Below are 19,355 nucleotides of genomic sequence, written 5' to 3' on the forward strand. Positions count from 1 at the left end.
ATAAGGCAACGGAATCAGTCTCTTGGCCCCAATCCGGGCTATAATTTGCGGCTTCCTTACCCAGAGACAGCGCCGTTGCCCGGCGCGACCCGTCATGTCCATCGAAAAGCTCCGCAATATCGCCATCGTCGCCCACGTCGACCACGGTAAAACGACCCTCGTCGACCAGTTGCTCAAGCAGTCGGGCACCTTCAGCGAACGCACGGTGACCACCGAGCGGATGATGGACAGCAATGACATCGAAAAGGAACGTGGCATCACGATCCTTTCCAAGAACACCGCGATCCGCTGGAAGTCCCCGGATGGCGAGGAATACCGCATCAACATCGTCGACACCCCGGGCCACGCCGACTTCGGCGGCGAAGTCGAGCGCGTGCTGTCGATGGTCGACTCGGTGCTGATCCTGGTCGACGCGATGGACGGCCCGATGCCGCAGACGCGCTTCGTGACCCAGAAAGCGTTCGCGATGGGTTTCAAGCCGATTGTCGTGGTCAACAAGGTCGACCGCCCCGGTGCGCGTCCGGGCTGGGTGCTCGACCAGACCTTCGACCTGTTCGACCGTCTCGGCGCGACCGACGACCAACTCGATTTCCACACCGTCTACGCCTCTGCCTTGCATGGTTACGCCGGCCTCGATCCGGAAGTGCGCTCGGGCAACATGGACCCGCTGTTCCAGTCCATCGTCGACCACGTCAAGCCGCCGCCGGTGAACATGGACGGCCCGTTCCAGATGCGCATCACCTCGCTGGACTACAACAACTACGTCGGCATCATCGGCGTCGGTCGCGTGCAGCGCGGCACCATCCGCACCAACATGCCGGTCACCGTGATCGACCGCAATGGCAAGACCCGCAATGCCAAGGTGTTGCAGGTGCTCGGCTTCATGGGCCTGGAACGCCATGAAGTGAAGGAAGCCAACGCCGGCGACATCATCGCGATCTCGGGCGTCGAAGGCTTGAGCATTTCCGAAACCGTCTGTGATCCGTCCGCCGTCGAGCAGCTCGAAGTACTCACCGTCGACGAGCCGACGATCAGCATGACCTTCCAGGTGAACAATTCCCCGTTCGCCGGCAACAAGGACCGCAGCGGCGGCAAGTTCCTCACCTCGCGCCAGCTGCGCGACCGCCTGATGCGCGAGACGCAGCACAACGTCGCGCTGAAGGTCGAAGACACCGAAGACGCCGACAAATTCAAGGTCAGCGGCCGCGGCGAACTGCATCTGTCGATCCTGATCGAAACCATGCGCCGCGAAGGTTACGAGCTCGCCGTGTCGCGCCCGGAAGTGATCATCAAGGTAATCGACGGCCAGAAGCAGGAGCCGTTCGAGTCGTTGGTTGTCGATCTGGAAGAGCAGTTCCAGGGCGGCGTGATGTCGCGCCTCGGCGAGCGCCGTGCGCAGATGCAGAACATGGAACCGGACGGCAAGGGTCGCGTGCGCATCGACTTCATCATCCCGGCGCGTGGCCTGATCGGCTTCCAGACCGAGTTCCGCACGATCACCGCCGGCACCGGCCTGTTGTTCCACGTGTTCGACCATTACGGCCCGAGGGCGGAAGGCAACATCGGCCAGCGCCAGAACGGCGTGCTGATTTCCAATGGCACCGGCCCGTCGCCTGCGTACGCGCAGATCGCGATGCAGGAACGCGGCCGCCTGATGGTCGAGCCGGGCGAGGAAATCTACGAAGGCCAGATCGTCGGCATCCATTCCAAGGACAACGACCTCACCGTCAATGCCTTGCGCGGAAAGCAGCTGACCAACTTCCGTGCGTCCGGCACCGACAAGGACGAAGGTCTGATCCCGGCGATCAAGATGTCGCTCGAGCAGGCGCTGGAATTCATCGACGACGACGAACTCGTCGAAGTCACGCCCGTCGCGATCCGCCTGCGCAAGAAAGAGCGCACCGAGAACGATCGCAAGAAAGCCAATCGCGGCTGATCGCAGCAGCACAGCATCGCGATTGCGGCGGCGACGCCGCCGCGCAATACTCCCGGGGCCCGGCATGGCAGCATGTCGGGCCCTGCTGGTTTCGGGAGCCGCACCATGCCGATCAGTCGCCTCACGCCGATGCTCAATGTCAGCGATGTCGTGCGCGGCGTGGATTTCTATCGCCGCGCCACCGGCTTCGCCCTGCTCAGCGACGAACAGCAACTGCGCGAATGGCGCTGGGCGCACATGGGCCTGGGTTCGTCGGATCTGATGCTTTCCGAGAGCGGCGGCCCGCACCCTGCCCTGCGCGACGGCGACCCGATGGCCGAATCCGAACCCGAGTGCCTGGGCTGGGCAACGATCTTCTACCTGCGTACAGACGATGTCGCCGCCGACCGCGAACGCTGCCTGCGCGAAGGCTTCGAACCCACGCCGTTCCGCGACAGTTTTTACAACATGCGCGAATTCCAGATCCGCGATCCCGACGGCCACGTGCTGTGGTTCGGGCAAGACATCTCACCGCCGCAAGACTGAAATCGAGGACCGCCCATGCGCCGCCTTTTCCTGCTCGCCTGCATCATGCTGCTCGCCGCCTGCAAACCCGACACCGGAACTACGCCGGTGGGCAACACCGGAACCGCACCAACGACGACAGCCGATCCCGTCGCCGAACTCAGCCTGGTCGATGCGCAGAAAAAACTCGCTTCCGGTGAATTCACTTCGCATTCGCTGACCCAGGCCTATCTCGATCGCATCGCGAAGATCGACAAAGCCGGTCCGATGCTCAACGCGATCATCGAACTCAATCCCGACGCATTGAAAGAAGCCGATGCGCTCGATGCCGAACGCAAGGCCGGCAAGATCCGCGGCCCGCTGCACGGCATTCCGGTATTGCTCAAGGACAATATCGATGCCGTCGGCATGGCGAACTCGGCCGGCTCGCTCGCACTCGCCGACAATCGTCCGAAACAGGATGCGTTTCTCGTCGCGCGATTGCGCGCCGCCGGCGCAGTGATCCTTGGCAAGACCAATCTCAGCGAATGGGCGAATTTTCGCTCCACGCGTTCGACCTCCGGCTGGAGTTCGCGCGGCGGCCAGACAAAAAATGCGTATGTGCTCGATCGCAATCCCTGCGGCTCCAGCGCCGGCACCGGCACTGCGATCGCCGCGAGTCTGGCGGTGATCGGTGTCGGCACCGAAACCGACGGCAGCATCATCTGTCCGTCGTCAGTAAACGGACTGGTCGGCATGAAGCCAACAGTTGGCGTGGTGAGCCGCAACGGCATCATCCCGATCTCGATTTCGCAGGACACCGCTGGCCCGATGGGCCGCAGCGTCAGCGACGTCGCGATCTTCATGAACGTCCTCGCCGGCGTCGACGAAGCCGACCCCGCTGGCCACGCAGCGGCGGGAAACATTCCCGAGGATTACACCAGCTTCCTCAAACCCGACGCGCTCAAGGGCAAGCGTTTCGGCGTTCTGCGCCAGGCGATGGGTTATCAACCGGATGTCGATGCCGCGACGGAAAAATCCATCGCCGCGCTGAAGGCCGCCGGCGCCGAAGTGATCGACATCAAGATCGACACTTACGGAAAATGGGATGCCGACGAGAACACCGTATTGCAGTACGAATTCAAGGATGGGCTCAACGCCTATCTGAAGAACAGCGGTTCGCCGCAGGGTTCGCTTGAAGCGCTGATCGCATGGGACAAGGCCAACGCCGCCAAGGCGATGCCGATCTTCGCGCAGGAGATCTTCGAGCAATCGCAGGCGCGCGGCCCGCTTACCGACGCCGCCTACATCAAGGCCCGCGACAATTCGCGCCGCCTCGCAGGCAAAGATGGATTGCTCGCCGTGCTGGAAAAAAACAATCTCGATGCGCTGATCGCACCGAGCATGTCGCCGGCGTGGCTGACCGATCCCATTCTTGGCGATCATTTCGTCGGCGCCGGTTATGGCGTCGCTGCGGTTGCCGGCACGCCGAGCATCACCGTACCGATGGGCGACAGCCACGGTCTGCCGTTGGGCTTGGCATTCCTCGGACGTCCGTACAGCGAGCCGGAGTTGATCGGTTTCGCGTATGCGTTCGAGCAGGCAACGAAAGCGCGCAAGGCGCCGGAGTACAAGCCGACAGTCACGTTCTGATTCGCTGACTGGGAAGCGCGCATACATCGGCGCGCTTCTCTTCCTCTCGAAATTCGCAAGCAAGAGTTGCGTAGGAGCGATGTTAGTCGCGACAAGCCTTACATAGTGCGTCGATCGAGTTATCGCGGCTAACGCCGCTCCTACGGAACTGTCGCGCGTACGATTCATCTCGACGAAAGTCGAAATCCATTTCCGCTTTTACGGCAACAGCAACCGCCCAAGCCGTCCACCGTCGCCACTGAACCAGAAGACGCGGCCGGCGCTGGCTACGCTGTCGTAGCCTTCGCCTTGCAAAGGTTTCCATGAATTGCCATCCCATGTGTCCGCGCCGCTCGGGCCCGCCGACACACAGAGGGGTTTGTCGATACTGCAAGCCACGCCCGAGCGATAGGCCCGCGGCGCCGGCATTTGTTCTGGATGCAGAAAAACCGCGGATGCGAGTGCCTGCTTCTTTTTCTCCGGGGCCAAGATCGCCTCGTTGCCGGAACGGGACCAATGCGCAGGCGTGGAGCCCTTCGCATTGATCGCATAGTCAAGATGTCCAGCACCCAGACGTTGCGCAATGCCTGCGGTCTGCTCGTGCGTATAGTCGCCGCCCGCCATGACCATTCCGAGCAATCCGGCAGCCACGGAGAAATAGCCCGCCGATGGCGCAGCGGGAAATTCGGATTTGCCCGTCGCAGTCCATGCCTCGGGAGGGGTAGCCGCACCATTTTTCCCTTCGACCAGCCAATGCGCGCGAGCCGCACTTCCTCCCGATGCGACAACCGTCACCGCCCCGCGGTGAAGGATGCAGGTCCCGCTGGCCGCGAAAGCCGCCTCTCCATCTGCGGCAACCGGGCCATCCATCGCAATCCAGGTCTTTCCCGCATCGGCGGTGCGCAGGACCTCGAATCTTCCGTCAATCGGATCACCAAGAAGCCGGCCTTCGCGCCCATCGAAACTGAAGCAGTCGAAGAATGCGTTTGGATTGGTGTTCTGCAGCGCAAGCACCCAACTCCTCCCGCCATCGCTGGTGCGATAAACCCGCGAATCCTCTCCCGGCCCGATGCTCAGGATCACCGCTTCGTCGGCGCTGAATCCTTCGACGTCGCGGAAATCGAGTTTCTCCGCGCCCGGCACCTTGAACACCGACCAGGTCTTGCCGGCATCGATCGTGCGGATGACGGTGCCTTCGCGGCCGCTGGCCCAAGCGATGTTTTCGTCGACGGCGGAAAGTCCGCGCAGGCGCACCGTCACCGGCGAAGTTAGCGCTTCGATACGTGGCGCATCGTTTGGTACTTCGACGCGCGGGGCATCCTTATCGGCAACAGACGAAACATCCTGCGCCGTCACATTCGCTGCGGCGAGGAAACACGGCAGCGAAACCGCAAGGAATCGCCGCGTGCTCATCAGGCCTGCGCCGGTGCCGCCAGCTGCGCCTGCTTGCGCACGATCAGCATCGCGATTTCCAATGACTGCTCGTAGTTCAGGCGCGGATCGACGGTGGAGCGATACGCGCGCTCGAGATCGGTCTCGGTGAGCTCGCGCGCACCACCCAGGCACTCGGTGACGTTTTCGCCGGTGAGTTCCAGATGCACGCCGCCCAGGCGCGAGCCCAGCGCGGCGTGGATGTCGAAACTTCGATCGAGCTCGCTGCGGATGTTGTCGAAGCGCCGCGTCTTGAACACGTTCGACGTGCTCTCGGTATTGCCGTGCATCGGATCGCAGATCCACAACACGCGCCGGCCTTCGCGTTTCACCGCCTGCACCAGCGCCGGCAGTTTTTCCTCGACTTTGGCCGCACCCATGCGCTGGATGAAGGTCAGGCGGCCGGGTTCGTTTTCGGGATTCAATGCATCGGTGAGCTTGAGCAACTGATCCGTCGTCACCGATGGCCCGACTTTCACCGCGACCGGATTGCGCAGGCCGCGGAAATATTCCACGTGCGCGCCATCGAGTTCGGCGGTGCGCATGCCGATCCACGGGAAATGCGTCGACAGGTTGAACCAGCCCCATTGCCGCGGCACTTGCCGCGTCAATGCCTGTTCGTACGGCAGCAACAAGGCTTCATGCGAGGTGTAGAAATCGGCGCGGTTGAGGTTGTGCAACTGCTCGCCGGAAATCGTTTCCATGAAGCGCACGGCATCGGCGACCGCCGCGACCATGCGTCGATAATCTTCCGACAGCGGCGAATGCCCGACCCAATCGAGATCCCAGTATTCCGGGTGATGCAGGTCGGCGAAACCACCGTCGATCAGCGCGCGCACGAAGTTCATCGTCATCGCCGAACGCGCATGACCCTTGACCATGCGACGCGGGTCGGGCGTGCGCGCTTCGACGGTGAATTCCGGCTGGTTGATGAAATCGCCGCGATAGCTCGGCAGCGTGATGTCGCCTTTGCTTTCATTGTCGGTCGAACGCGGCTTGGCGTATTGCCCGGCGAAACGACCGACGCGCACGACCGGCAGATGCAGGCCGTGCACCAGCACCAGGCTCATCTGCAGCAGCACTTTCAGGCGATTGGAAATCAGCCCTGACTCGCAATCGCTGAAACTTTCGGCGCAGTCGCCGCCTTGCAGGACGAAGCGCTTGCCTTCCTGCGCTTCGGCGATCTGCTTTTTCAGTGCGAGGATTTCCCAGGACGTCACCAGCGGCGGCAGCTGCGACAACTCGTCCTGCACGCTCGCCAGCGCAGCGGCATCGGGATAGCTCGGCTGCTGCAGGGCCGTGCGCGAACGCCAGCTGCCAGGCGTCCAGTTTTCGGCCACGGTGGCGGGCTGCAGCGGACGGTCGGTGGCGCTCATGGCAACGGCTCCGGTGTATCGGTTCTTGATCATCGCACGGTGATCCGTGGAGCAAATATTCGGGAAACGCTGACGATCAGCGCCCAAGGAATCCGCGTTTGCGGAAGCCCGCCCACAGTGCGGCAGTCGCCAGCACGATGAAGCAGATCAGCGTCCAGCCCGGCATCGACAGGCCGAGGAAAGTCCAGTCGACCTTGGCGCATTCGCCGGAGGCGGTGAACACTTTCTTGGCCACTTCCTGCAGCGGGAAAGCTTCGATCATGTAGTCCAGGCCCATGCCCGTGCACAGCGGCACCTGATCGGCCGGCAACGACTGCAGATAAAGATGCCAGCTCGCCACGCCAGCGCCCGCGCCAGCGGCGATCAGCACGAGCAGCGCATAAATCTTGCGACCGAATTCGCGCGGGTGATGGATCGCACCGAGCAGAAAGAAGATGCCCATCGTGATGAACGCCATGCGCTGCAGGATGCATAGCGGACACGGAAACATCAGCATCCCGTACTGCACGTACAACGCATAGCCGAGCAACGAGAAACACAGCGCCGAGCCGAGCATGTATTGGGCACGGAAGGACCAGGAGAAAGGATTGATTGTCATGACGTGGGGAGCCGCGAAATATTGCCCCGAACATACCGCAGCAGGCGGGCTTTAGGTAGCGGTGGCGTGGCTGGCTGAACGAGTGGGCTGGCAAGGCGATCGCAAAATTCGCCGATCCTCGACGGAGTGGCACGAATTCGTTGTGATCAGCCGCCGAAAAACAAAAACCCCGACCAGGGCCGGGGTTTTTATCGATACGCGAAACGTTGCTTACTCAGCCGTGGCGATGGCCGAAACCTGCGGGCGATCGACGAGTTCGACATAGGCCATCGGAGCGTTGTCGCCCGGACGGAAGCCGCACTTGAGGATGCGCAGGTAGCCGCCCGGACGCGCCTTGTAACGCGGGCCGAGTTCGACGAACAGCTTGCCGACCGCGTCCTTGTCACGCAGGCGCGACATGGCGAGACGGCGGTTGGCGACGCCATCGATCTTGCCGATGGTGATCAGCGGCTCGGCGACGCGGCGAAGTTCTTTCGCCTTCGGCAGCGTGGTGCGGATCAGTTCGTGCTTGATCAGCGAAGCCGCCATGTTGACGAACATCGCTTCGCGATGGGCGCTGGTGCGGCTGAATTTACGGCCAGAATTACGGTGGCGCATGGTCGTGTTTCCTGTCTTTTTTTAAACCCCGGCAATAACTGCCGGGCTCTTGCGGAGGAACCCGCGTATGGCTTAGCCCATCATGCCCTGCTGCAGACCGGCCGGTGGCCAGTTCTCCAGCTTCATGCCGAGGGACAGGCCGCGCTGGGCGAGCACTTCCTTGATTTCGGTAAGCGACTTCTTGCCCAGGTTCGGGGTCTTGAGCAACTCGACCTCGGTACGCTGGATCAGGTCGCCGATGTAGTAGATGTTCTCGGCCTTGAGGCAATTGGCCGAACGAACGGTCAACTCGAGGTCGTCGATCGGACGCAGCAGGACCGGATCAACGCCGGCAACCGCCGACTTCGCCGGACCACGTTCGCGCTGGGTGAAGTCGCCGAACACCGAGAGCTGATCCGTGAGGATGTCAGCGGCGGTGCGGATGGCGTCTTCGGCGTCGATCGTGCCGTTGGTCTCGATGTCGAGCACCAGCTTGTCGAGGTCGGTGCGCTGTTCGACGCGAGCGGCTTCGACGGCGTAGGCGACGCGACGGACCGGCGAGAAGCTGGCGTCGAGCATCAAACGGCCGATGGTGCGGGTTTCTTCATCCGGACGACGGCGCGCGGTCGCCGGCTGGTAGCCGAAACCACGCTCGATCTTCAGGCGCATGTTCAGCGCCGTGTCCTTGGTCAGCGTGCAGATCACGTGCTCGGGATTGAGGATCTCGACGTTGTGATCGACCTTGATGTCAGCGGCGGTCACGACGCCAGGGCCCTTCTTCTGCAGGGTCAGCGTGGTCTGCTCGGCGTTGTGCATGCGGATGGCAACGTCCTTGAGGTTCAACAAAACCTCGAGCACATCTTCCTGCAGGCCTTCGACCGTGGTGTATTCGTGCAGCACGCCGTCGATTTCGACTTCCGTGATGGCGAAACCGGGGATCGAGGACAGCAGCACACGACGCAGGGCGTTGCCCAGCGTGTGGCCGTAGCCGCGCTCCAGCGGTTCAATCACGACTTTGGCGCGATTGGCGCCGAGGCGTTCAATATTCGGGCCGCGCGGACGCAGCACCTGGTGGGCGGAAACCGTCATGGACAGTGACACTCCTGAAGAATTACTTCGAGTACAGCTCGACGATCAGCGCTTCGTTGATGTCGGAAGGCAGGTCGGCGCGATCCGGAACCGTCTTGAAGACGCCGGAGAACTTCTTGGCGTCAACTTCGCACCAGCCGGGGATCAGATCCATCTGCTGGGAGAGGTTCAGGGCTTCCTGCACGTTCAGATGCTTCTGGGCGCGTTCGGAAAGCTGGATGTTGTCGCCCGCCTTGACCTGGTAAGAGGGCAGATTCACCGACTTGCCATTGACCAACACGCCCTTGTGGGAAACGAGCTGGCGAGCCTGGGGGCGGGTAACCGCGAAACCCATGCGGTACACGACGTTGTCGAGACGCTGTTCGAGCATCTGCAGCAAGGTCTCGCCGGTGTTGCCCTTGCGACGGGCAGCCTTGGCGTAATAACCGCGGAACTGACGCTCGAGCAAGCCGTAAATGCGCTTGACCTTCTGCTTCTCGCGAAGCTGGGTGGCGTAGTCGGACAGCTTGCCCTTCTTGGCCACAGGACCGTGCTGGCCGGGCTTCTGCTCGAGCTTGCACTTGGAATCAATCGCGCGCGCCGGGCTCTTGAGGCTGAGGTCAGCCCCTTCGCGGCGGGCGAGCTTACAGGTAGGACCGATATAACGTGCCATGGTATGTGCTCCTAACCCTTAGACGCGGCGCTTTTTCGGCGGCCGGCACCCGTTGTGCGGGATCGGGGTCACGTCGATGATGTTCATGATCTTGTAACCGACGGCGTTCAGCGAACGCACGGCGGACTCGCGGCCCGGACCCGGACCTTTGATGCGCACTTCCAGGGTCTTCACACCGTAGTCGAGCGCAGCCTTGCCGGCTTTTTCAGCGGCAACCTGTGCAGCGAACGGAGTGGACTTGCGGGAACCGCGGAAACCCGCGCCACCCGAAGTCGCCCAGGAAAGGGCATTACCCTGACGATCGGTGATCGTCACGATGGTGTTGTTGAAAGAAGCGTGGACGTGGGCGATACCGTCGGTGACGATCCGCTTGATCTTCTTCTTTGCCTTGACGGCCGGCTTGTTCATAGGTCGCCCTTACTTCTTGATGGCTTTGCGCGGACCCTTACGGGTACGGGCATTGGTGCGGGTGCGCTGGCCACGCAGCGGCAGACCGCGGCGATGACGCAGGCCGCGGTAGCAGCCGAGGTCCATCAGACGCTTGATCGAAATACCGACCTCACGACGCAGATCGCCTTCAACCACGAACTTGGCCACTTCCGAACGCAGCTTTTCCACCTGCGGCTCGGTAAGGTCGCGAATCTTGGTGGACGGGACGACCCCGGCCGATTCGCAAAGCAGCTTCGACCGTGTGCGGCCGATGCCATAAATACTCTGTAGGCCTACCCAGACATGCTTCTGGACAGGCAGGTTGACACCCGCGATGCGCGCCATCAGGCGATCTCCAAAACTTTAGTGAGCGCAGTGAATCGAGAATTATAACAGGGCTTCGGGTTGTTTAGAAGTCCCCGGGCCATGAAGACCCGGAAACCCGGCATGGGGAGTGTGCCCATGCTCCGGCGACAAGCCAGTGTTTGTCCGACGGCCCTGAGGCCTTCGGAACAGCCCCGCGCTACTCCAGCGCAGGGACAGAACACCGGCTTACCCGCGCGCGAAGCCGCCGCACGAGCCGCCCTTCTTTATGGCGTTAGCCGCGCGCGAGACCGCCGCGGGAACCGCCTTTCAAATTGGCCTTTTTCATCAAGCCTTCGTACTGATGCGACATCAGATGAGCCTGAATCTGGGCAGTGAAATCCATGACCACGACGACCACGATCAACAACGACGTGCCGCCGAAATAGAACGGAACCTTGAGCCCGGCGCGGAGGAACTCCGGCAGCAGGCAGACCAGCACCAGGTACAGGGCGCCGATCAGGGTCAGACGGGTCATGACCTGGTCGATGTACTCGCCCGTCGCCTTGCCCGGACGGATACCCGGAATGAGCGCGCCGGACTTCTTCAGATTCTCGGCAGTTTCCTGCGAGTTGAACACCAGCGCGGTGTAGAAGAACGAGAAGCCGATGATCATCACGCCGTACAGCAGCATATGCAGCGGCTCGGCCGGCGCCAACGCCTGCGCCACAGCCTGCAGCGAACGATAGAGCGTGCCCTGCCAGCCTTCAACGGAACTGGAGTTGGTGCTGAACCAGGTCGACAGCGTCGACGGGAACATGATGAGGCTGGAAGCAAAGATCGGTGGAATCACGCCGGCCATGTTCAATTTCAACGGCAGGTGCGAACTCTGGTTCATGTAACCCTGACGACCGCCCTGGCGGCGAGCGTAATTTACGGTGATCTTGCGCAGCCCGCGCTCCATGAAGACCACGAAGAACGTGACCGCCAGAACCAGCACGAGAACCACAAAAACCACGATGACGTTGATGTCGCCCTTCTGCACCTGCGAGAGCAGGTTGAAGGCAGCGCTTGGCAGGCTGGCGACGATGCCCGAGAAGATGATCAGGGAAACGCCGTTGCCGATGCCACGCTCGGTGATCTGCTCGCCCAGCCACATCAGGAAAATGGTGCCGGTGGTCAGCGTAACGGTCGCGGTCAGCACGAAACCGATGCCCTGATCGTAGGACACGCCCTGCTTCTGCAATGCACTCGCAATACCGACGGACTGGATCACCGCAAGCACCACCGCGAACATGCGCGAATACTGCGTCAGCTTGCGACGGCCGCTCTCGCCTTCGTTTCTCAGCGCTTTCCAGGGGCCGTAGATCTGCCCCATCAGCTGCACGATGATGGACGCAGAGATGTATGGCACCACGTTCAGCGCAAACAGGCTGAAACGATGAAGCGCACCACCGGAGAACATGTTGAACATGTCGACGATGGTGCCTTCCTGGCTTTTCATGACCTCAAGCAAACGTTCCGGATTGATGCCCGGGACCGGGATGTAGCTACCGATGCGGTAGACAATCAGGGCCAGCAGGACAAAGACCAGACGCTGGCGGAGCTCGGTGTATTTGCCGAGCCCACCCAGGGCTTTCGCTGCGGAATTTGCTTGGGACAAGAGGTATTACTCCACGCTGCCGCCGGCGGCTTCGATAGCTGCCTTGGCACCGGCAGTCACGAGCACACCTTTGAACACGAACTTCTTGGTCAGCTCGCCTTTCTTGACGATCTTCGCCTGCTTGGCGTTGGACGGCACCAGCTTGGCGGCGCGCAGCGCGGCGAAGTCGATCTCGGTCAGCTCGAGCTTCTCGATCTGATAGAGCAGCACTTCGGCGGTGTCGTTCTTGAGCTTGGAGCGGAAACCGACCTTGGGCAGACGCTTGTACATAGGCATCTGGCCGCCTTCGAAACCGGCCTTGATCTTGCCCTTGCCGGAGCGAGCGAACGAGCCCTTGTGGCCGCGACCCGCGGTCTTGCCGAGGCCGGAACCGATACCGCGACCAACGCGAACGCGGTCTTTGCGGGCGCCGTCAGCCGGCTTGAGAGTATTGAGTTTCATCTGTGTTCTCCTCGGCGCGCTCAGGATTCGACGCGAACCAGGTAGTGCAACTGATTGATGAGGCCACGAACCTGCGGGGAATCTTTCAGTTCACGGACATCGTTGATTTTGTTCAGGCCCAGTGCCTTCACCGAAAGACGGTGGCGCGCCTGGCAACCGCGCAGACCCTTGACCAGGCGGACCTTGACAGTCTTATCAGCCATGGAAAATCTCCTCAACTTTCTTGCCGCGCTTGGCCGCGATGTGGGCCGGCGACTGCATCGCACTCAGGCCCTTGATCGTGGCGCGCACGAGGTTGATCGGGTTGCGCGAACCGACAGCCTTGGCGAGGACGTTTTTCACGCCAACCGCTTCGAGCACGGCGCGCATGGCACCACCGGCGATGACACCGGTACCTTCGGAGGCCGGCATCATGAAGACGCGCGCGGCGCCGTGGCCAGCCTTGACCTGGTGCCAAAGCGTGCCTTCGTTGAGATTGACATCGACCATCGCCTTGCGGGCTTTTTCCATCGACTTCTGGATGGCGACCGGCACTTCGCGGGCCTTGCCATAACCGAAGCCGATCTTGCCGGCGCCGTCGCCTACCACCGTCAAAGCGGTGAAGGTGAATTGGCGGCCGCCCTTGACGGTCTTGGAGACGCGGTTGACGGCGACCAGCTTCTCGATGAAGCCGTCGTCACTCTCACCGCGATTGCGATCGCGTTCGTTGCTGCTCATGTGAGTTCCTAAAAATTGATTGCTTACGGCATTCGCCGCTTATGGTTGTATGGATCTGATGGGATCACGGGGATCCCATTTCAAGCTGTGCCACTTAACGCATACCGAAATTCCGGCTTGCGCCGGAATCGGCTTAGAACTGCAGACCACCTTCGCGAGCTGCCTCAGCCAAGGCCTTGATGCGGCCGTGGTAGCGGTAGCCGGAGCGATCGAACGCGACCTTCTCGACGCCGGCAGCGCGGGCGCGCTCGGCGATGAGCTGGCCGACGCGCGAAGCGGCGTCCTTGTTTTTCTTGCTCTTCAGGCCGTCGTTGACTTCGGCCTGCAGGGTCGAGGCCGAAGCCAGGACCTTGGAGCCGTCGGCCGTAAACACCTGGGCGTAGATATGCTGGCCGGAGCGCAGCACCGACAGGCGCGCCACGCCCAGATCGCGGATATGCGAACGGGTGGTCTTGGCGCGGCGGAGACGAGCGATGTTCTTGTCCATGGTCTTTCCTCGAGAAAGCGGAAGCGCGTGATCCTTCGGGATCAGGCCTTCTTCGCTTCCTTCATGATGATCTTCTCGCCGGAGTAGCGGATGCCCTTGCCCTTGTACGGCTCGGGTTTGCGATACGCGCGGATCTTGGCGGCAACCTCGCCGACGAGCTGCTTGTCGGAACCGCTGACAAGGATCTCGGTCTGGGTCGGGGTGGTCAGGGTGATGCCTTCCGGGGTCACGAACAGAACCGGGTGCGAAAAGCCCAGGCTCAGATTCAGATCCTTGCCCTGCATCGCGGCGCGGTAACCCACGCCGACGAGCTCGAGCTTGCGGGTGAAGCCTTCGGACACGCCGACGATCATGTTGGCGAGGATCGCGCGGGCGGTGCCGGCCATCTTCATGTCATCAACATTGGCGGCGCCGAACTGGATGAGGCCGTTGTCGACGCTCATGCTGACGCCGTTTGGCTTCGGCAGGCTCAACGAGCCCTTCGGGCCCTTCACGGTGAGAACGCCGTTGACGTCCTTGATCTCAACGCCCTTGGCGAGGTTGATCGGTTTCTTGGCTACGCGGGACATGGTTGCGTGCTCCTTAGGCCACGAGGCAGATGACTTCGCCGCCCACACCCGCAGCGCGGGCCTGGCGATCGGTCATCAGACCCTGCGAGGTGGAGATGATGGCCACGCCGAGACCAGCGAGGATCTTGGGCAGTTCGTCCTTGCCCTTGTACTGGCGCAGGCCGGAACGCGAGACGCGCTCGAGGCGCTCGATGACCGGGCGGCCTTCGTAATACTTCAGCGCGATTTCGAGCTTGGCTTGCGCGCCTTCGCCCGTGGTGCGGATGTCGCCGATGTAGCCTTCGCTGCGCAGAAGCTCCGCGATGGCGAACTTCAGCTTGGAGGCAGGCATCGAAACCTGCGGTTTGCCGACGGCGAGCGCATTTTTGATGCGCACCAGCATGTCGGCGATAGGATCAGTCATGCTCATGATTGCTTACCTGTATAGAAAGGTTTGGCAGCACCGATATCCGTTGAATCCCGAGGGATTCGACGGTTACCAGCTGGCCTTGCGGAGGCCGGGCACATCGCCACGCATGGTGGCTTCGCGCAGTTTGTTGCGACCGAGACCGAACTTGGCGTACACGCCGCGCGAGCGGCCCGTCAGTTCGCAGCGGTTGCGCACGCGGCTCGGGGAGGAATCGCGCGGCAGCTTCTGCAGCTTGGTCGCGGCGACCATCTTCTCTTCGAACGAAGCGGTCGGGCTGGAGACGATCGTCTTCAGCTCGTTGCGCTTGGTGGCGTGCTTCTTGACCAGTTTCTTCCGCTTGATATCGCGGTTCACCATTGACGTCTTAGCCATGATTAATTCCTAGATATCAGTTGCGGAAAGGGAAGCTGAAGGCTTCGAGCAGCGCCTTGGCTTCGGCATCGGTCTTGGCCGTGGTCGTGATCGCGATATCCATACCGCGCATCGCATCGACCTGGTCGAAATCGATTTCCGGGAAGATGATCTGTTCCTTGACGCCCATGTTGAAGTTGCCGCGACCGTCAAACGAACGACCGGACACGCCACGGAAGTCGCGCACGCGCGGCAGCGAGATGCTGATCAGGCGATCAAGGAACTCGTACATCTTGGCGCGGCGCAGGGTGACCTTGCAGCCGATCGGCCAGCCGTCACGGATCTTGAAGCTGGCAACCGAGACGCGAGCCTTGGTCGTTACCGGCTTCTGGCCACCGATCTTGGCCATGTCGGCCACGGCGTTTTCCAGGATCTTCTTGTTGCCCACCGCTTCGCCCACGCCCATGTTGAGCGAGATCTTGCTGATGCGCGGAACCTGCATGACGTTGTCGTAGCCGAACTTTTCCATCAGCTTCGGGACAACGGTCTCTTTGTAGATTTTTTCCAAACGGGTCGTCATGACGTTATTCCTCAGGCGTCCAGCGCCTCACCGCTCGAGCGGAACACACGCACTTTGCGTCCATCCTCGAGCACCTTGAAACCAACGCGATCACCCTTGCCGGAAGCAGAGTTGAACAACATGACGTTGGAGATATGGATCGGCGCTTCACGCTCGATGATTCCGCCAGCCTGACCGGCCTGCGGATTCGCCTTGGTGTGGCGCTTGATGATGTTGATGTTCTGGACGACGACCTTGTCGCCGGCCACACGAACAACCTCACCCTTCTTGCCTTTGTCGGAACCGGCGATAACGATCACCTGGTCACCCTTACGAATACGGTTCATATGTTTTCCTTCGCTCAGAGCACTTCGGGTGCGAGCGAGACGATCTTCATGAACTTCTCGGAACGCAGCTCGCGGGTCACGGGCCCGAAGATGCGGGTACCGATCGGCTCGAGTTTGTTGTTGAGCAGCACGGCGGCGTTTCCGTCGAAACGGATCAACGAACCGTCGGCGCGGCGGACACCGGAGCGGGTACGGACAACAACGGCGTCGTAGACTTCGCCTTTCTTGACCTTGCCGCGCGGAATCGCGTCTTTCACGGTTACCTTGATGACATCACCAATGTGCGCGTAACGACGCTTGGAGCCGCCGAGCACCTTGATGCACATCATTTCCTTGGCGCCGGAGTTGTCAGCGGCGTCGAGGTAGCTCTGTACCTGGATCATGGTCGGGGCTCCTGATTACTGGCCAGCGCGCGTGATGACTTCCACGACGCGCCAGTTCTTGGTCTTGGACAGGGGACGGCACTCCGACACGCGAACGAGATCACCTTCGTTGCAGGTGTTGCCTTCGTCGTGGGCGTGCAGCTTGGTGGAGCGACGGATGTACTTGCCGTACAGCGCGTGCTTCACCTGGCGCTCGACGAGCACCGTCACGGTCTTGTCCATCTTGTTGCTGACGACTCGGCCTTCGACCGTGCGCGTCTGGTTGTCATTCTGGGTCATGGCTCGGCCTTACTTCGTAGCGGTCAACAGGGTGTTGACGCGAGCGATCTCGCGACGAACCCGGTTGATGTCATGGGTCTTGGCCAGCTGCCCGGTGGCTTTCTGCATACGGAGCGAAAACTGCTCCTTGTGCAGGTCCAGCAGATGGGCCTTGAGATCGGCCGCCGACTTCTGACGCAGTTCTTTGAGTTCCATTAGCGCACCGTCCGGACCACGAAGGTGGTCTTCACAGAGAGCTTGGCGGCGGCAAGGCGGAACGCTTCGCGCGCCGTCTCTTCCGGAATGCCCTCGATTTCATAAAGCACGCGACCCGGCTGGATCGGCGCCACCCAATATTCAACGTTGCCCTTGCCGGCGCCCATGCGGACTTCGATCGGCTTCTTGGTGATCGGCTTGTCCGGGAAGACGCGGATCCACAGCTTGCCGCCGCGCTTGACGTAGCGGCTGACGGTGCGGCGGGCGGCTTCGATCTGGCGCGCGGTGAGCTGGCCGTGCTGGGTCGCCTTCAGGCCGTACTCGCCAAAGCTGACGGCTGCGCCGCTCCAGCTAAGGCCGTCGTTGCGACCCTTGAAGACCTTGCGATACTTGGTACGTTTCGGTTGCAACATGTTTGCTTACCTCGGGTCGCGGGCCGGACGGGCCGGACGCTCGTTGCGTTCTTCGACTTTTTCCTGGCCGACCTGGGAGAAATCGAAGATTTCGCCCTTATAGATCCAGACCTTGACGCCGATGATGCCGTAGGTGGTGAGGCCTTCGGCGAAGCCGTAGTCGATGTCGGCGCGCAGGGTGTGCAGCGGCACACGACCTTCGCGATACCACTCGGAACGGGCGATTTCTGCGCCATTCAAGCGGCCAGCGACGTTGACCTTGATGCCAAGCGCACCGAGGCGCATCGAGTTGCCGACGGCGCGCTTCATCGCGCGGCGGAACATGATGCGGCGCTCGAGCTGCTGGGCGATCGACTCGGCCACAAGCTGCGCGTCGAGTTCCGGCTTGCGGACTTCGGCGACGTTGATGTGCACGGGCACACCCATCAGCTTGGAGACGTCGGCCTTCAGCTTCTCGATGTCTTCGCCGCGCTTGCCGATCACCACACCCGGACGGGCGGAGTGGATCGTCACGCGAGCGGTGTTCGACGGACGCTCGATCAGGATCTTGGAGATGCCCGCCTGGGCGAGTTTCTTGCGCAGCATCTCGCGGACCTTGAGGTCAGCGGCGAGGTACTGGCCGTACTGGCGCTTGTTGGCGAACCACTTGGAGTTCCAGTCCTTGGAGATACCAAGGCGGATACCGGTCGGATGAACTTTGTGACCCATCGTTCTTGTCCTTAGCCTTTCTTGCCCGAGCCCACCACCACAGAGATGTGGCTGGTGCGCTTGAAGATTTGGGTTCCGCGGCCTTTGGCGCGGGCCATGAAACGTTTCAGGATCGGGCCTTCGTCAACCGTGATCTTGCTGACCTTGAGCTCGTCTACGTCGGCGCCGTTGTTGTTCTCGGCGTTCGACGTCGCGGAATAGACCACCTTGTAGATGATCTCGGCCGCTTTCTTGTCGCTGAACTTGAGCAGGTTGAGCGCACGTGCGACCGGCAGGCCACGGACCTGGTCGGCGACCAGGCGGGCTTTCTGCGGCGAGATGCGCACCGTGCGGAGGATGGCTTTAGCTTCCATGGTCCAGACCCCTTACTTGCCGCCGGCTTTTTTGTCGCCACCATGACTTTTGAAAGTCCGGGTGACGGCAAATTCGCCGAGCTTGTGGCCGACCATATTCTCGTTCACGAGAACGGGGATATGGACTTTGCCGTTGTGGATGGCGATGGTGATACCCACCATTTCCGGGAGGATCATGGAACGGCGCGACCAGGTCTTGATCGGCTTCTTGCTGCCCTGTGCGGCCTCCACCTTCTTGACGAGGTGGTGATCAACGAACGGGCCTTTCTTGAGTGAACGTGCCATGACCTATCAACCCCTGCGATCGCGCACGATGAACTTCTCGGTGCGCTTGTTGTGGCGTGTCTTGTAACCCTTGGCCGGCGTGCCCCACGGCGAAACCGGGTGCGGATTGCCCTGGCCAGCCTTGGCTTCACCACCACCGTGCGGATGGTCGACCGGGTTCATGGCAGCGCCACGAACGGTCGGCTTGATGCCGCGCCAGCGCTTCGCGCCAGCCTTGCCGAGTTTCTCGAGGTTGTGCTCGACGTTGCCGACTTCGCCAATGGTGGCGAGGCAGTCAACCGGCACCTTGCGCATCTCGCCGGAGCGAAGACGCAGCGTGGCGTAACCGGCGTCACGAGCGATCAGCTGTGCACCGGCACCAGCGGCGCGAGCCAGCTGTGCGCCCTTGCCCGGCTTCATCTCGATGCAATGCACGGTCGAACCGATCGGCATGTTGCGCAGCGGGAGCGTGTTGCCGGTCTTGATCGGCGCGTCCTTGCCGGCGACGACCTGGTCGCCCTGGGCCAGACCCTTGGGAGCGATGATGTAACGACGCTCGCCATCGGCATAGCACAGCAACGCGATGTGCGCGGTGCGGTTCGGATCGTATTCGATGCGCTCGACGCGCGCCGGGATACCTTCCTTGTCGCGCTTGAAGTCGATCAGGCGGTAGGCCTGCTTGTGACCGCCACCGATATGACGGGTGGTGATG

Annotated in this window: 29 protein-coding genes; 3 read left to right on the forward strand and 26 right to left on the reverse strand. The window is 61.7% G+C overall.

The window, feature by feature from the left end; all coding sequences use genetic code 11:
* The first annotated feature begins 94 nt into the window (after nucleotides 1–94).
* From typA to VKM35_RS06990, 3 genes are all read left to right on the forward strand, one after another.
* Nucleotides 95–1,936, forward strand: a complete 1,842-nt coding sequence (typA, locus tag VKM35_RS06980) for a translational GTPase TypA (protein ID WP_324319777.1) — start codon at nucleotides 95–97, stop codon at nucleotides 1,934–1,936.
* 105 nt (nucleotides 1,937–2,041) lie between these two features.
* On the forward strand, nucleotides 2,042–2,461 hold the full coding sequence (locus tag VKM35_RS06985; RefSeq protein ID WP_324319779.1) for a VOC family protein: 420 nt from the start codon (nucleotides 2,042–2,044) through the stop codon (nucleotides 2,459–2,461).
* Between the two features lie 15 nt (nucleotides 2,462–2,476).
* The gene (locus VKM35_RS06990; RefSeq protein ID WP_324319781.1) at nucleotides 2,477–4,072 is read left to right on the forward strand and encodes an amidase; all 1,596 of its coding nucleotides are present in this window, start codon (nucleotides 2,477–2,479) and stop codon (nucleotides 4,070–4,072) included.
* A 198-nt stretch (nucleotides 4,073–4,270) separates the two neighbouring features.
* Here the strand turns inward: VKM35_RS06990 and VKM35_RS06995 are convergent, their stop codons facing one another.
* The 26 genes from VKM35_RS06995 to rplB form a co-directional block, all read right to left on the reverse strand.
* On the reverse strand, nucleotides 4,271–5,407 hold the full coding sequence (locus VKM35_RS06995; protein ID WP_324319783.1) for a hypothetical protein: 1,137 nt from the start codon (nucleotides 5,405–5,407) through the stop codon (nucleotides 4,271–4,273).
* 56 nt (nucleotides 5,408–5,463) lie between these two features.
* Nucleotides 5,464–6,858 carry a class II 3-deoxy-7-phosphoheptulonate synthase gene (locus tag VKM35_RS07000; RefSeq protein WP_324319785.1) on the reverse strand — a complete coding sequence of 465 codons (1,395 nt, stop codon included), beginning with the start codon at nucleotides 6,856–6,858 and terminating at the stop codon, nucleotides 5,464–5,466.
* A 76-nt stretch (nucleotides 6,859–6,934) separates the two neighbouring features.
* Nucleotides 6,935–7,450: a disulfide bond formation protein B gene (locus tag VKM35_RS07005; RefSeq protein ID WP_324319833.1), complete on the reverse strand. Its 516-nt coding sequence runs from the start codon at nucleotides 7,448–7,450 to the stop codon at nucleotides 6,935–6,937.
* Nucleotides 7,451–7,666: 216 nt separating this feature from the next.
* A complete protein-coding gene (rplQ, locus tag VKM35_RS07010; RefSeq protein WP_324319787.1) occupies nucleotides 7,667–8,053 on the reverse strand; it encodes a 50S ribosomal protein L17 in 387 nt (128 codons plus the stop codon).
* 72 nt (nucleotides 8,054–8,125) lie between these two features.
* Nucleotides 8,126–9,121, reverse strand: coding sequence for a DNA-directed RNA polymerase subunit alpha (locus tag VKM35_RS07015; RefSeq protein ID WP_324319789.1), 996 nt, complete (start codon nucleotides 9,119–9,121; stop codon nucleotides 8,126–8,128).
* Nucleotides 9,122–9,143: 22 nt separating this feature from the next.
* Nucleotides 9,144–9,773 carry a 30S ribosomal protein S4 gene (gene rpsD / locus VKM35_RS07020; protein WP_324319791.1) on the reverse strand — a complete coding sequence of 210 codons (630 nt, stop codon included), beginning with the start codon at nucleotides 9,771–9,773 and terminating at the stop codon, nucleotides 9,144–9,146.
* 18 nt (nucleotides 9,774–9,791) lie between these two features.
* Complete coding sequence (gene rpsK, locus VKM35_RS07025; RefSeq protein WP_022968163.1) at nucleotides 9,792–10,181, reverse strand: 30S ribosomal protein S11; 390 nt, start codon at nucleotides 10,179–10,181, stop codon at nucleotides 9,792–9,794.
* Nucleotides 10,182–10,190: 9 nt separating this feature from the next.
* The gene (gene rpsM, locus VKM35_RS07030; protein ID WP_324319795.1) at nucleotides 10,191–10,547 is read right to left on the reverse strand and encodes a 30S ribosomal protein S13; all 357 of its coding nucleotides are present in this window, start codon (nucleotides 10,545–10,547) and stop codon (nucleotides 10,191–10,193) included.
* A gap of 253 nt (nucleotides 10,548–10,800) precedes the next feature.
* On the reverse strand, nucleotides 10,801–12,168 hold the full coding sequence (secY, locus tag VKM35_RS07035) for a preprotein translocase subunit SecY (protein ID WP_324319797.1): 1,368 nt from the start codon (nucleotides 12,166–12,168) through the stop codon (nucleotides 10,801–10,803).
* A 6-nt stretch (nucleotides 12,169–12,174) separates the two neighbouring features.
* Nucleotides 12,175–12,609: a 50S ribosomal protein L15 gene (rplO, locus tag VKM35_RS07040; protein WP_324319799.1), complete on the reverse strand. Its 435-nt coding sequence runs from the start codon at nucleotides 12,607–12,609 to the stop codon at nucleotides 12,175–12,177.
* A 20-nt stretch (nucleotides 12,610–12,629) separates the two neighbouring features.
* Nucleotides 12,630–12,812: a 50S ribosomal protein L30 gene (gene rpmD / locus VKM35_RS07045; protein WP_022968167.1), complete on the reverse strand. Its 183-nt coding sequence runs from the start codon at nucleotides 12,810–12,812 to the stop codon at nucleotides 12,630–12,632.
* Complete coding sequence (gene rpsE / locus VKM35_RS07050; protein WP_324319801.1) at nucleotides 12,805–13,326, reverse strand: 30S ribosomal protein S5; 522 nt, start codon at nucleotides 13,324–13,326, stop codon at nucleotides 12,805–12,807. The genes rpmD and rpsE overlap by 8 nt, the downstream gene beginning before the upstream one ends.
* Before the next feature lie 133 nt (nucleotides 13,327–13,459).
* Nucleotides 13,460–13,813 (reverse strand): 50S ribosomal protein L18, encoded by a 354-nt coding sequence (gene rplR, locus VKM35_RS07055; protein ID WP_324319803.1) that lies wholly within the window; start codon nucleotides 13,811–13,813, stop codon nucleotides 13,460–13,462.
* Nucleotides 13,814–13,854: 41 nt separating this feature from the next.
* The gene (rplF, locus tag VKM35_RS07060; protein ID WP_324319805.1) at nucleotides 13,855–14,382 is read right to left on the reverse strand and encodes a 50S ribosomal protein L6; all 528 of its coding nucleotides are present in this window, start codon (nucleotides 14,380–14,382) and stop codon (nucleotides 13,855–13,857) included.
* A 13-nt stretch (nucleotides 14,383–14,395) separates the two neighbouring features.
* Nucleotides 14,396–14,791: a 30S ribosomal protein S8 gene (rpsH, locus tag VKM35_RS07065; protein ID WP_324319807.1), complete on the reverse strand. Its 396-nt coding sequence runs from the start codon at nucleotides 14,789–14,791 to the stop codon at nucleotides 14,396–14,398.
* Nucleotides 14,792–14,857: 66 nt separating this feature from the next.
* A complete protein-coding gene (gene rpsN, locus VKM35_RS07070) occupies nucleotides 14,858–15,163 on the reverse strand; it encodes a 30S ribosomal protein S14 (protein ID WP_324319809.1) in 306 nt (101 codons plus the stop codon).
* Between the two features lie 16 nt (nucleotides 15,164–15,179).
* Nucleotides 15,180–15,722: a 50S ribosomal protein L5 gene (gene rplE / locus VKM35_RS07075; RefSeq protein WP_324319811.1), complete on the reverse strand. Its 543-nt coding sequence runs from the start codon at nucleotides 15,720–15,722 to the stop codon at nucleotides 15,180–15,182.
* 11 nt (nucleotides 15,723–15,733) lie between these two features.
* Nucleotides 15,734–16,048, reverse strand: a complete 315-nt coding sequence (gene rplX, locus VKM35_RS07080; RefSeq protein ID WP_324319813.1) for a 50S ribosomal protein L24 — start codon at nucleotides 16,046–16,048, stop codon at nucleotides 15,734–15,736.
* A gap of 14 nt (nucleotides 16,049–16,062) precedes the next feature.
* Nucleotides 16,063–16,431, reverse strand: coding sequence for a 50S ribosomal protein L14 (gene rplN, locus VKM35_RS07085; RefSeq protein ID WP_324319815.1), 369 nt, complete (start codon nucleotides 16,429–16,431; stop codon nucleotides 16,063–16,065).
* Between the two features lie 15 nt (nucleotides 16,432–16,446).
* Nucleotides 16,447–16,710, reverse strand: a complete 264-nt coding sequence (gene rpsQ / locus VKM35_RS07090; RefSeq protein ID WP_324319818.1) for a 30S ribosomal protein S17 — start codon at nucleotides 16,708–16,710, stop codon at nucleotides 16,447–16,449.
* A 9-nt stretch (nucleotides 16,711–16,719) separates the two neighbouring features.
* Entirely contained in the window at nucleotides 16,720–16,905 is a 186-nt protein-coding gene (gene rpmC / locus VKM35_RS07095; protein ID WP_324319820.1) for a 50S ribosomal protein L29, read from the reverse strand.
* On the reverse strand, nucleotides 16,905–17,318 hold the full coding sequence (gene rplP, locus VKM35_RS07100; protein WP_324319823.1) for a 50S ribosomal protein L16: 414 nt from the start codon (nucleotides 17,316–17,318) through the stop codon (nucleotides 16,905–16,907). Before rplP ends, rpmC begins: the two co-directional genes overlap by 1 nt.
* Before the next feature lie 6 nt (nucleotides 17,319–17,324).
* Nucleotides 17,325–18,026, reverse strand: coding sequence for a 30S ribosomal protein S3 (rpsC, locus tag VKM35_RS07105; protein ID WP_324319825.1), 702 nt, complete (start codon nucleotides 18,024–18,026; stop codon nucleotides 17,325–17,327).
* Nucleotides 18,027–18,037: 11 nt separating this feature from the next.
* Entirely contained in the window at nucleotides 18,038–18,379 is a 342-nt protein-coding gene (gene rplV / locus VKM35_RS07110) for a 50S ribosomal protein L22 (RefSeq protein WP_324319827.1), read from the reverse strand.
* 12 nt (nucleotides 18,380–18,391) lie between these two features.
* Nucleotides 18,392–18,664 carry a 30S ribosomal protein S19 gene (gene rpsS, locus VKM35_RS07115; protein ID WP_324319829.1) on the reverse strand — a complete coding sequence of 91 codons (273 nt, stop codon included), beginning with the start codon at nucleotides 18,662–18,664 and terminating at the stop codon, nucleotides 18,392–18,394.
* 6 nt (nucleotides 18,665–18,670) lie between these two features.
* Nucleotides 18,671–19,355: 50S ribosomal protein L2 (rplB, locus tag VKM35_RS07120; RefSeq protein WP_324319831.1), on the reverse strand; the 685-nt coding region annotated here is incomplete at its 5' end.

Origin of the sequence: Arenimonas sp. (assembly GCF_035312645.1) — a bacterium.
Classification (GTDB): Bacteria; Pseudomonadota; Gammaproteobacteria; order Xanthomonadales; family Xanthomonadaceae; genus Arenimonas.

What these genes read in the sequence shown, in the direction of transcription:
- typA (WP_324319777.1), top strand. Translation starts at nt 95, where the DNA reads ATGTCCATCGAAAAGCTCCGCAATATCGCCATCGTCGCCCACGTCGAC.
- VKM35_RS06985 (WP_324319779.1), top strand. Translation starts at nt 2,042, where the DNA reads ATGCCGATCAGTCGCCTCACGCCGATGCTCAATGTCAGCGATGTCGTG.
- VKM35_RS06990 (WP_324319781.1), top strand. Translation starts at nt 2,477, where the DNA reads ATGCGCCGCCTTTTCCTGCTCGCCTGCATCATGCTGCTCGCCGCCTGC.
- VKM35_RS07000 (WP_324319785.1), bottom strand. Translation starts at nt 6,858, where the DNA reads ATGAGCGCCACCGACCGTCCGCTGCAGCCCGCCACCGTGGCCGAAAAC.
- rplQ (WP_324319787.1), bottom strand. Translation starts at nt 8,053, where the DNA reads ATGCGCCACCGTAATTCTGGCCGTAAATTCAGCCGCACCAGCGCCCAT.
- VKM35_RS07015 (WP_324319789.1), bottom strand. Translation starts at nt 9,121, where the DNA reads ATGACGGTTTCCGCCCACCAGGTGCTGCGTCCGCGCGGCCCGAATATT.
- rpsD (WP_324319791.1), bottom strand. Translation starts at nt 9,773, where the DNA reads ATGGCACGTTATATCGGTCCTACCTGTAAGCTCGCCCGCCGCGAAGGG.
- rpsK (WP_022968163.1), bottom strand. Translation starts at nt 10,181, where the DNA reads ATGAACAAGCCGGCCGTCAAGGCAAAGAAGAAGATCAAGCGGATCGTC.
- rpsM (WP_324319795.1), bottom strand. Translation starts at nt 10,547, where the DNA reads ATGGCGCGCATCGCGGGTGTCAACCTGCCTGTCCAGAAGCATGTCTGG.
- rplO (WP_324319799.1), bottom strand. Translation starts at nt 12,609, where the DNA reads ATGAAACTCAATACTCTCAAGCCGGCTGACGGCGCCCGCAAAGACCGC.
- rpmD (WP_022968167.1), bottom strand. Translation starts at nt 12,812, where the DNA reads ATGGCTGATAAGACTGTCAAGGTCCGCCTGGTCAAGGGTCTGCGCGGT.
- rpsE (WP_324319801.1), bottom strand. Translation starts at nt 13,326, where the DNA reads ATGAGCAGCAACGAACGCGATCGCAATCGCGGTGAGAGTGACGACGGC.
- rplR (WP_324319803.1), bottom strand. Translation starts at nt 13,813, where the DNA reads ATGGACAAGAACATCGCTCGTCTCCGCCGCGCCAAGACCACCCGTTCG.
- rplF (WP_324319805.1), bottom strand. Translation starts at nt 14,382, where the DNA reads ATGTCCCGCGTAGCCAAGAAACCGATCAACCTCGCCAAGGGCGTTGAG.
- rpsH (WP_324319807.1), bottom strand. Translation starts at nt 14,791, where the DNA reads ATGAGCATGACTGATCCTATCGCCGACATGCTGGTGCGCATCAAAAAT.
- rpsN (WP_324319809.1), bottom strand. Translation starts at nt 15,163, where the DNA reads ATGGCTAAGACGTCAATGGTGAACCGCGATATCAAGCGGAAGAAACTG.
- rplE (WP_324319811.1), bottom strand. Translation starts at nt 15,722, where the DNA reads ATGACGACCCGTTTGGAAAAAATCTACAAAGAGACCGTTGTCCCGAAG.
- rplX (WP_324319813.1), bottom strand. Translation starts at nt 16,048, where the DNA reads ATGAACCGTATTCGTAAGGGTGACCAGGTGATCGTTATCGCCGGTTCC.
- rplN (WP_324319815.1), bottom strand. Translation starts at nt 16,431, where the DNA reads ATGATCCAGGTACAGAGCTACCTCGACGCCGCTGACAACTCCGGCGCC.
- rpsQ (WP_324319818.1), bottom strand. Translation starts at nt 16,710, where the DNA reads ATGACCCAGAATGACAACCAGACGCGCACGGTCGAAGGCCGAGTCGTC.
- rpmC (WP_324319820.1), bottom strand. Translation starts at nt 16,905, where the DNA reads ATGGAACTCAAAGAACTGCGTCAGAAGTCGGCGGCCGATCTCAAGGCC.
- rplP (WP_324319823.1), bottom strand. Translation starts at nt 17,318, where the DNA reads ATGTTGCAACCGAAACGTACCAAGTATCGCAAGGTCTTCAAGGGTCGC.
- rpsC (WP_324319825.1), bottom strand. Translation starts at nt 18,026, where the DNA reads ATGGGTCACAAAGTTCATCCGACCGGTATCCGCCTTGGTATCTCCAAG.
- rplV (WP_324319827.1), bottom strand. Translation starts at nt 18,379, where the DNA reads ATGGAAGCTAAAGCCATCCTCCGCACGGTGCGCATCTCGCCGCAGAAA.
- rpsS (WP_324319829.1), bottom strand. Translation starts at nt 18,664, where the DNA reads ATGGCACGTTCACTCAAGAAAGGCCCGTTCGTTGATCACCACCTCGTC.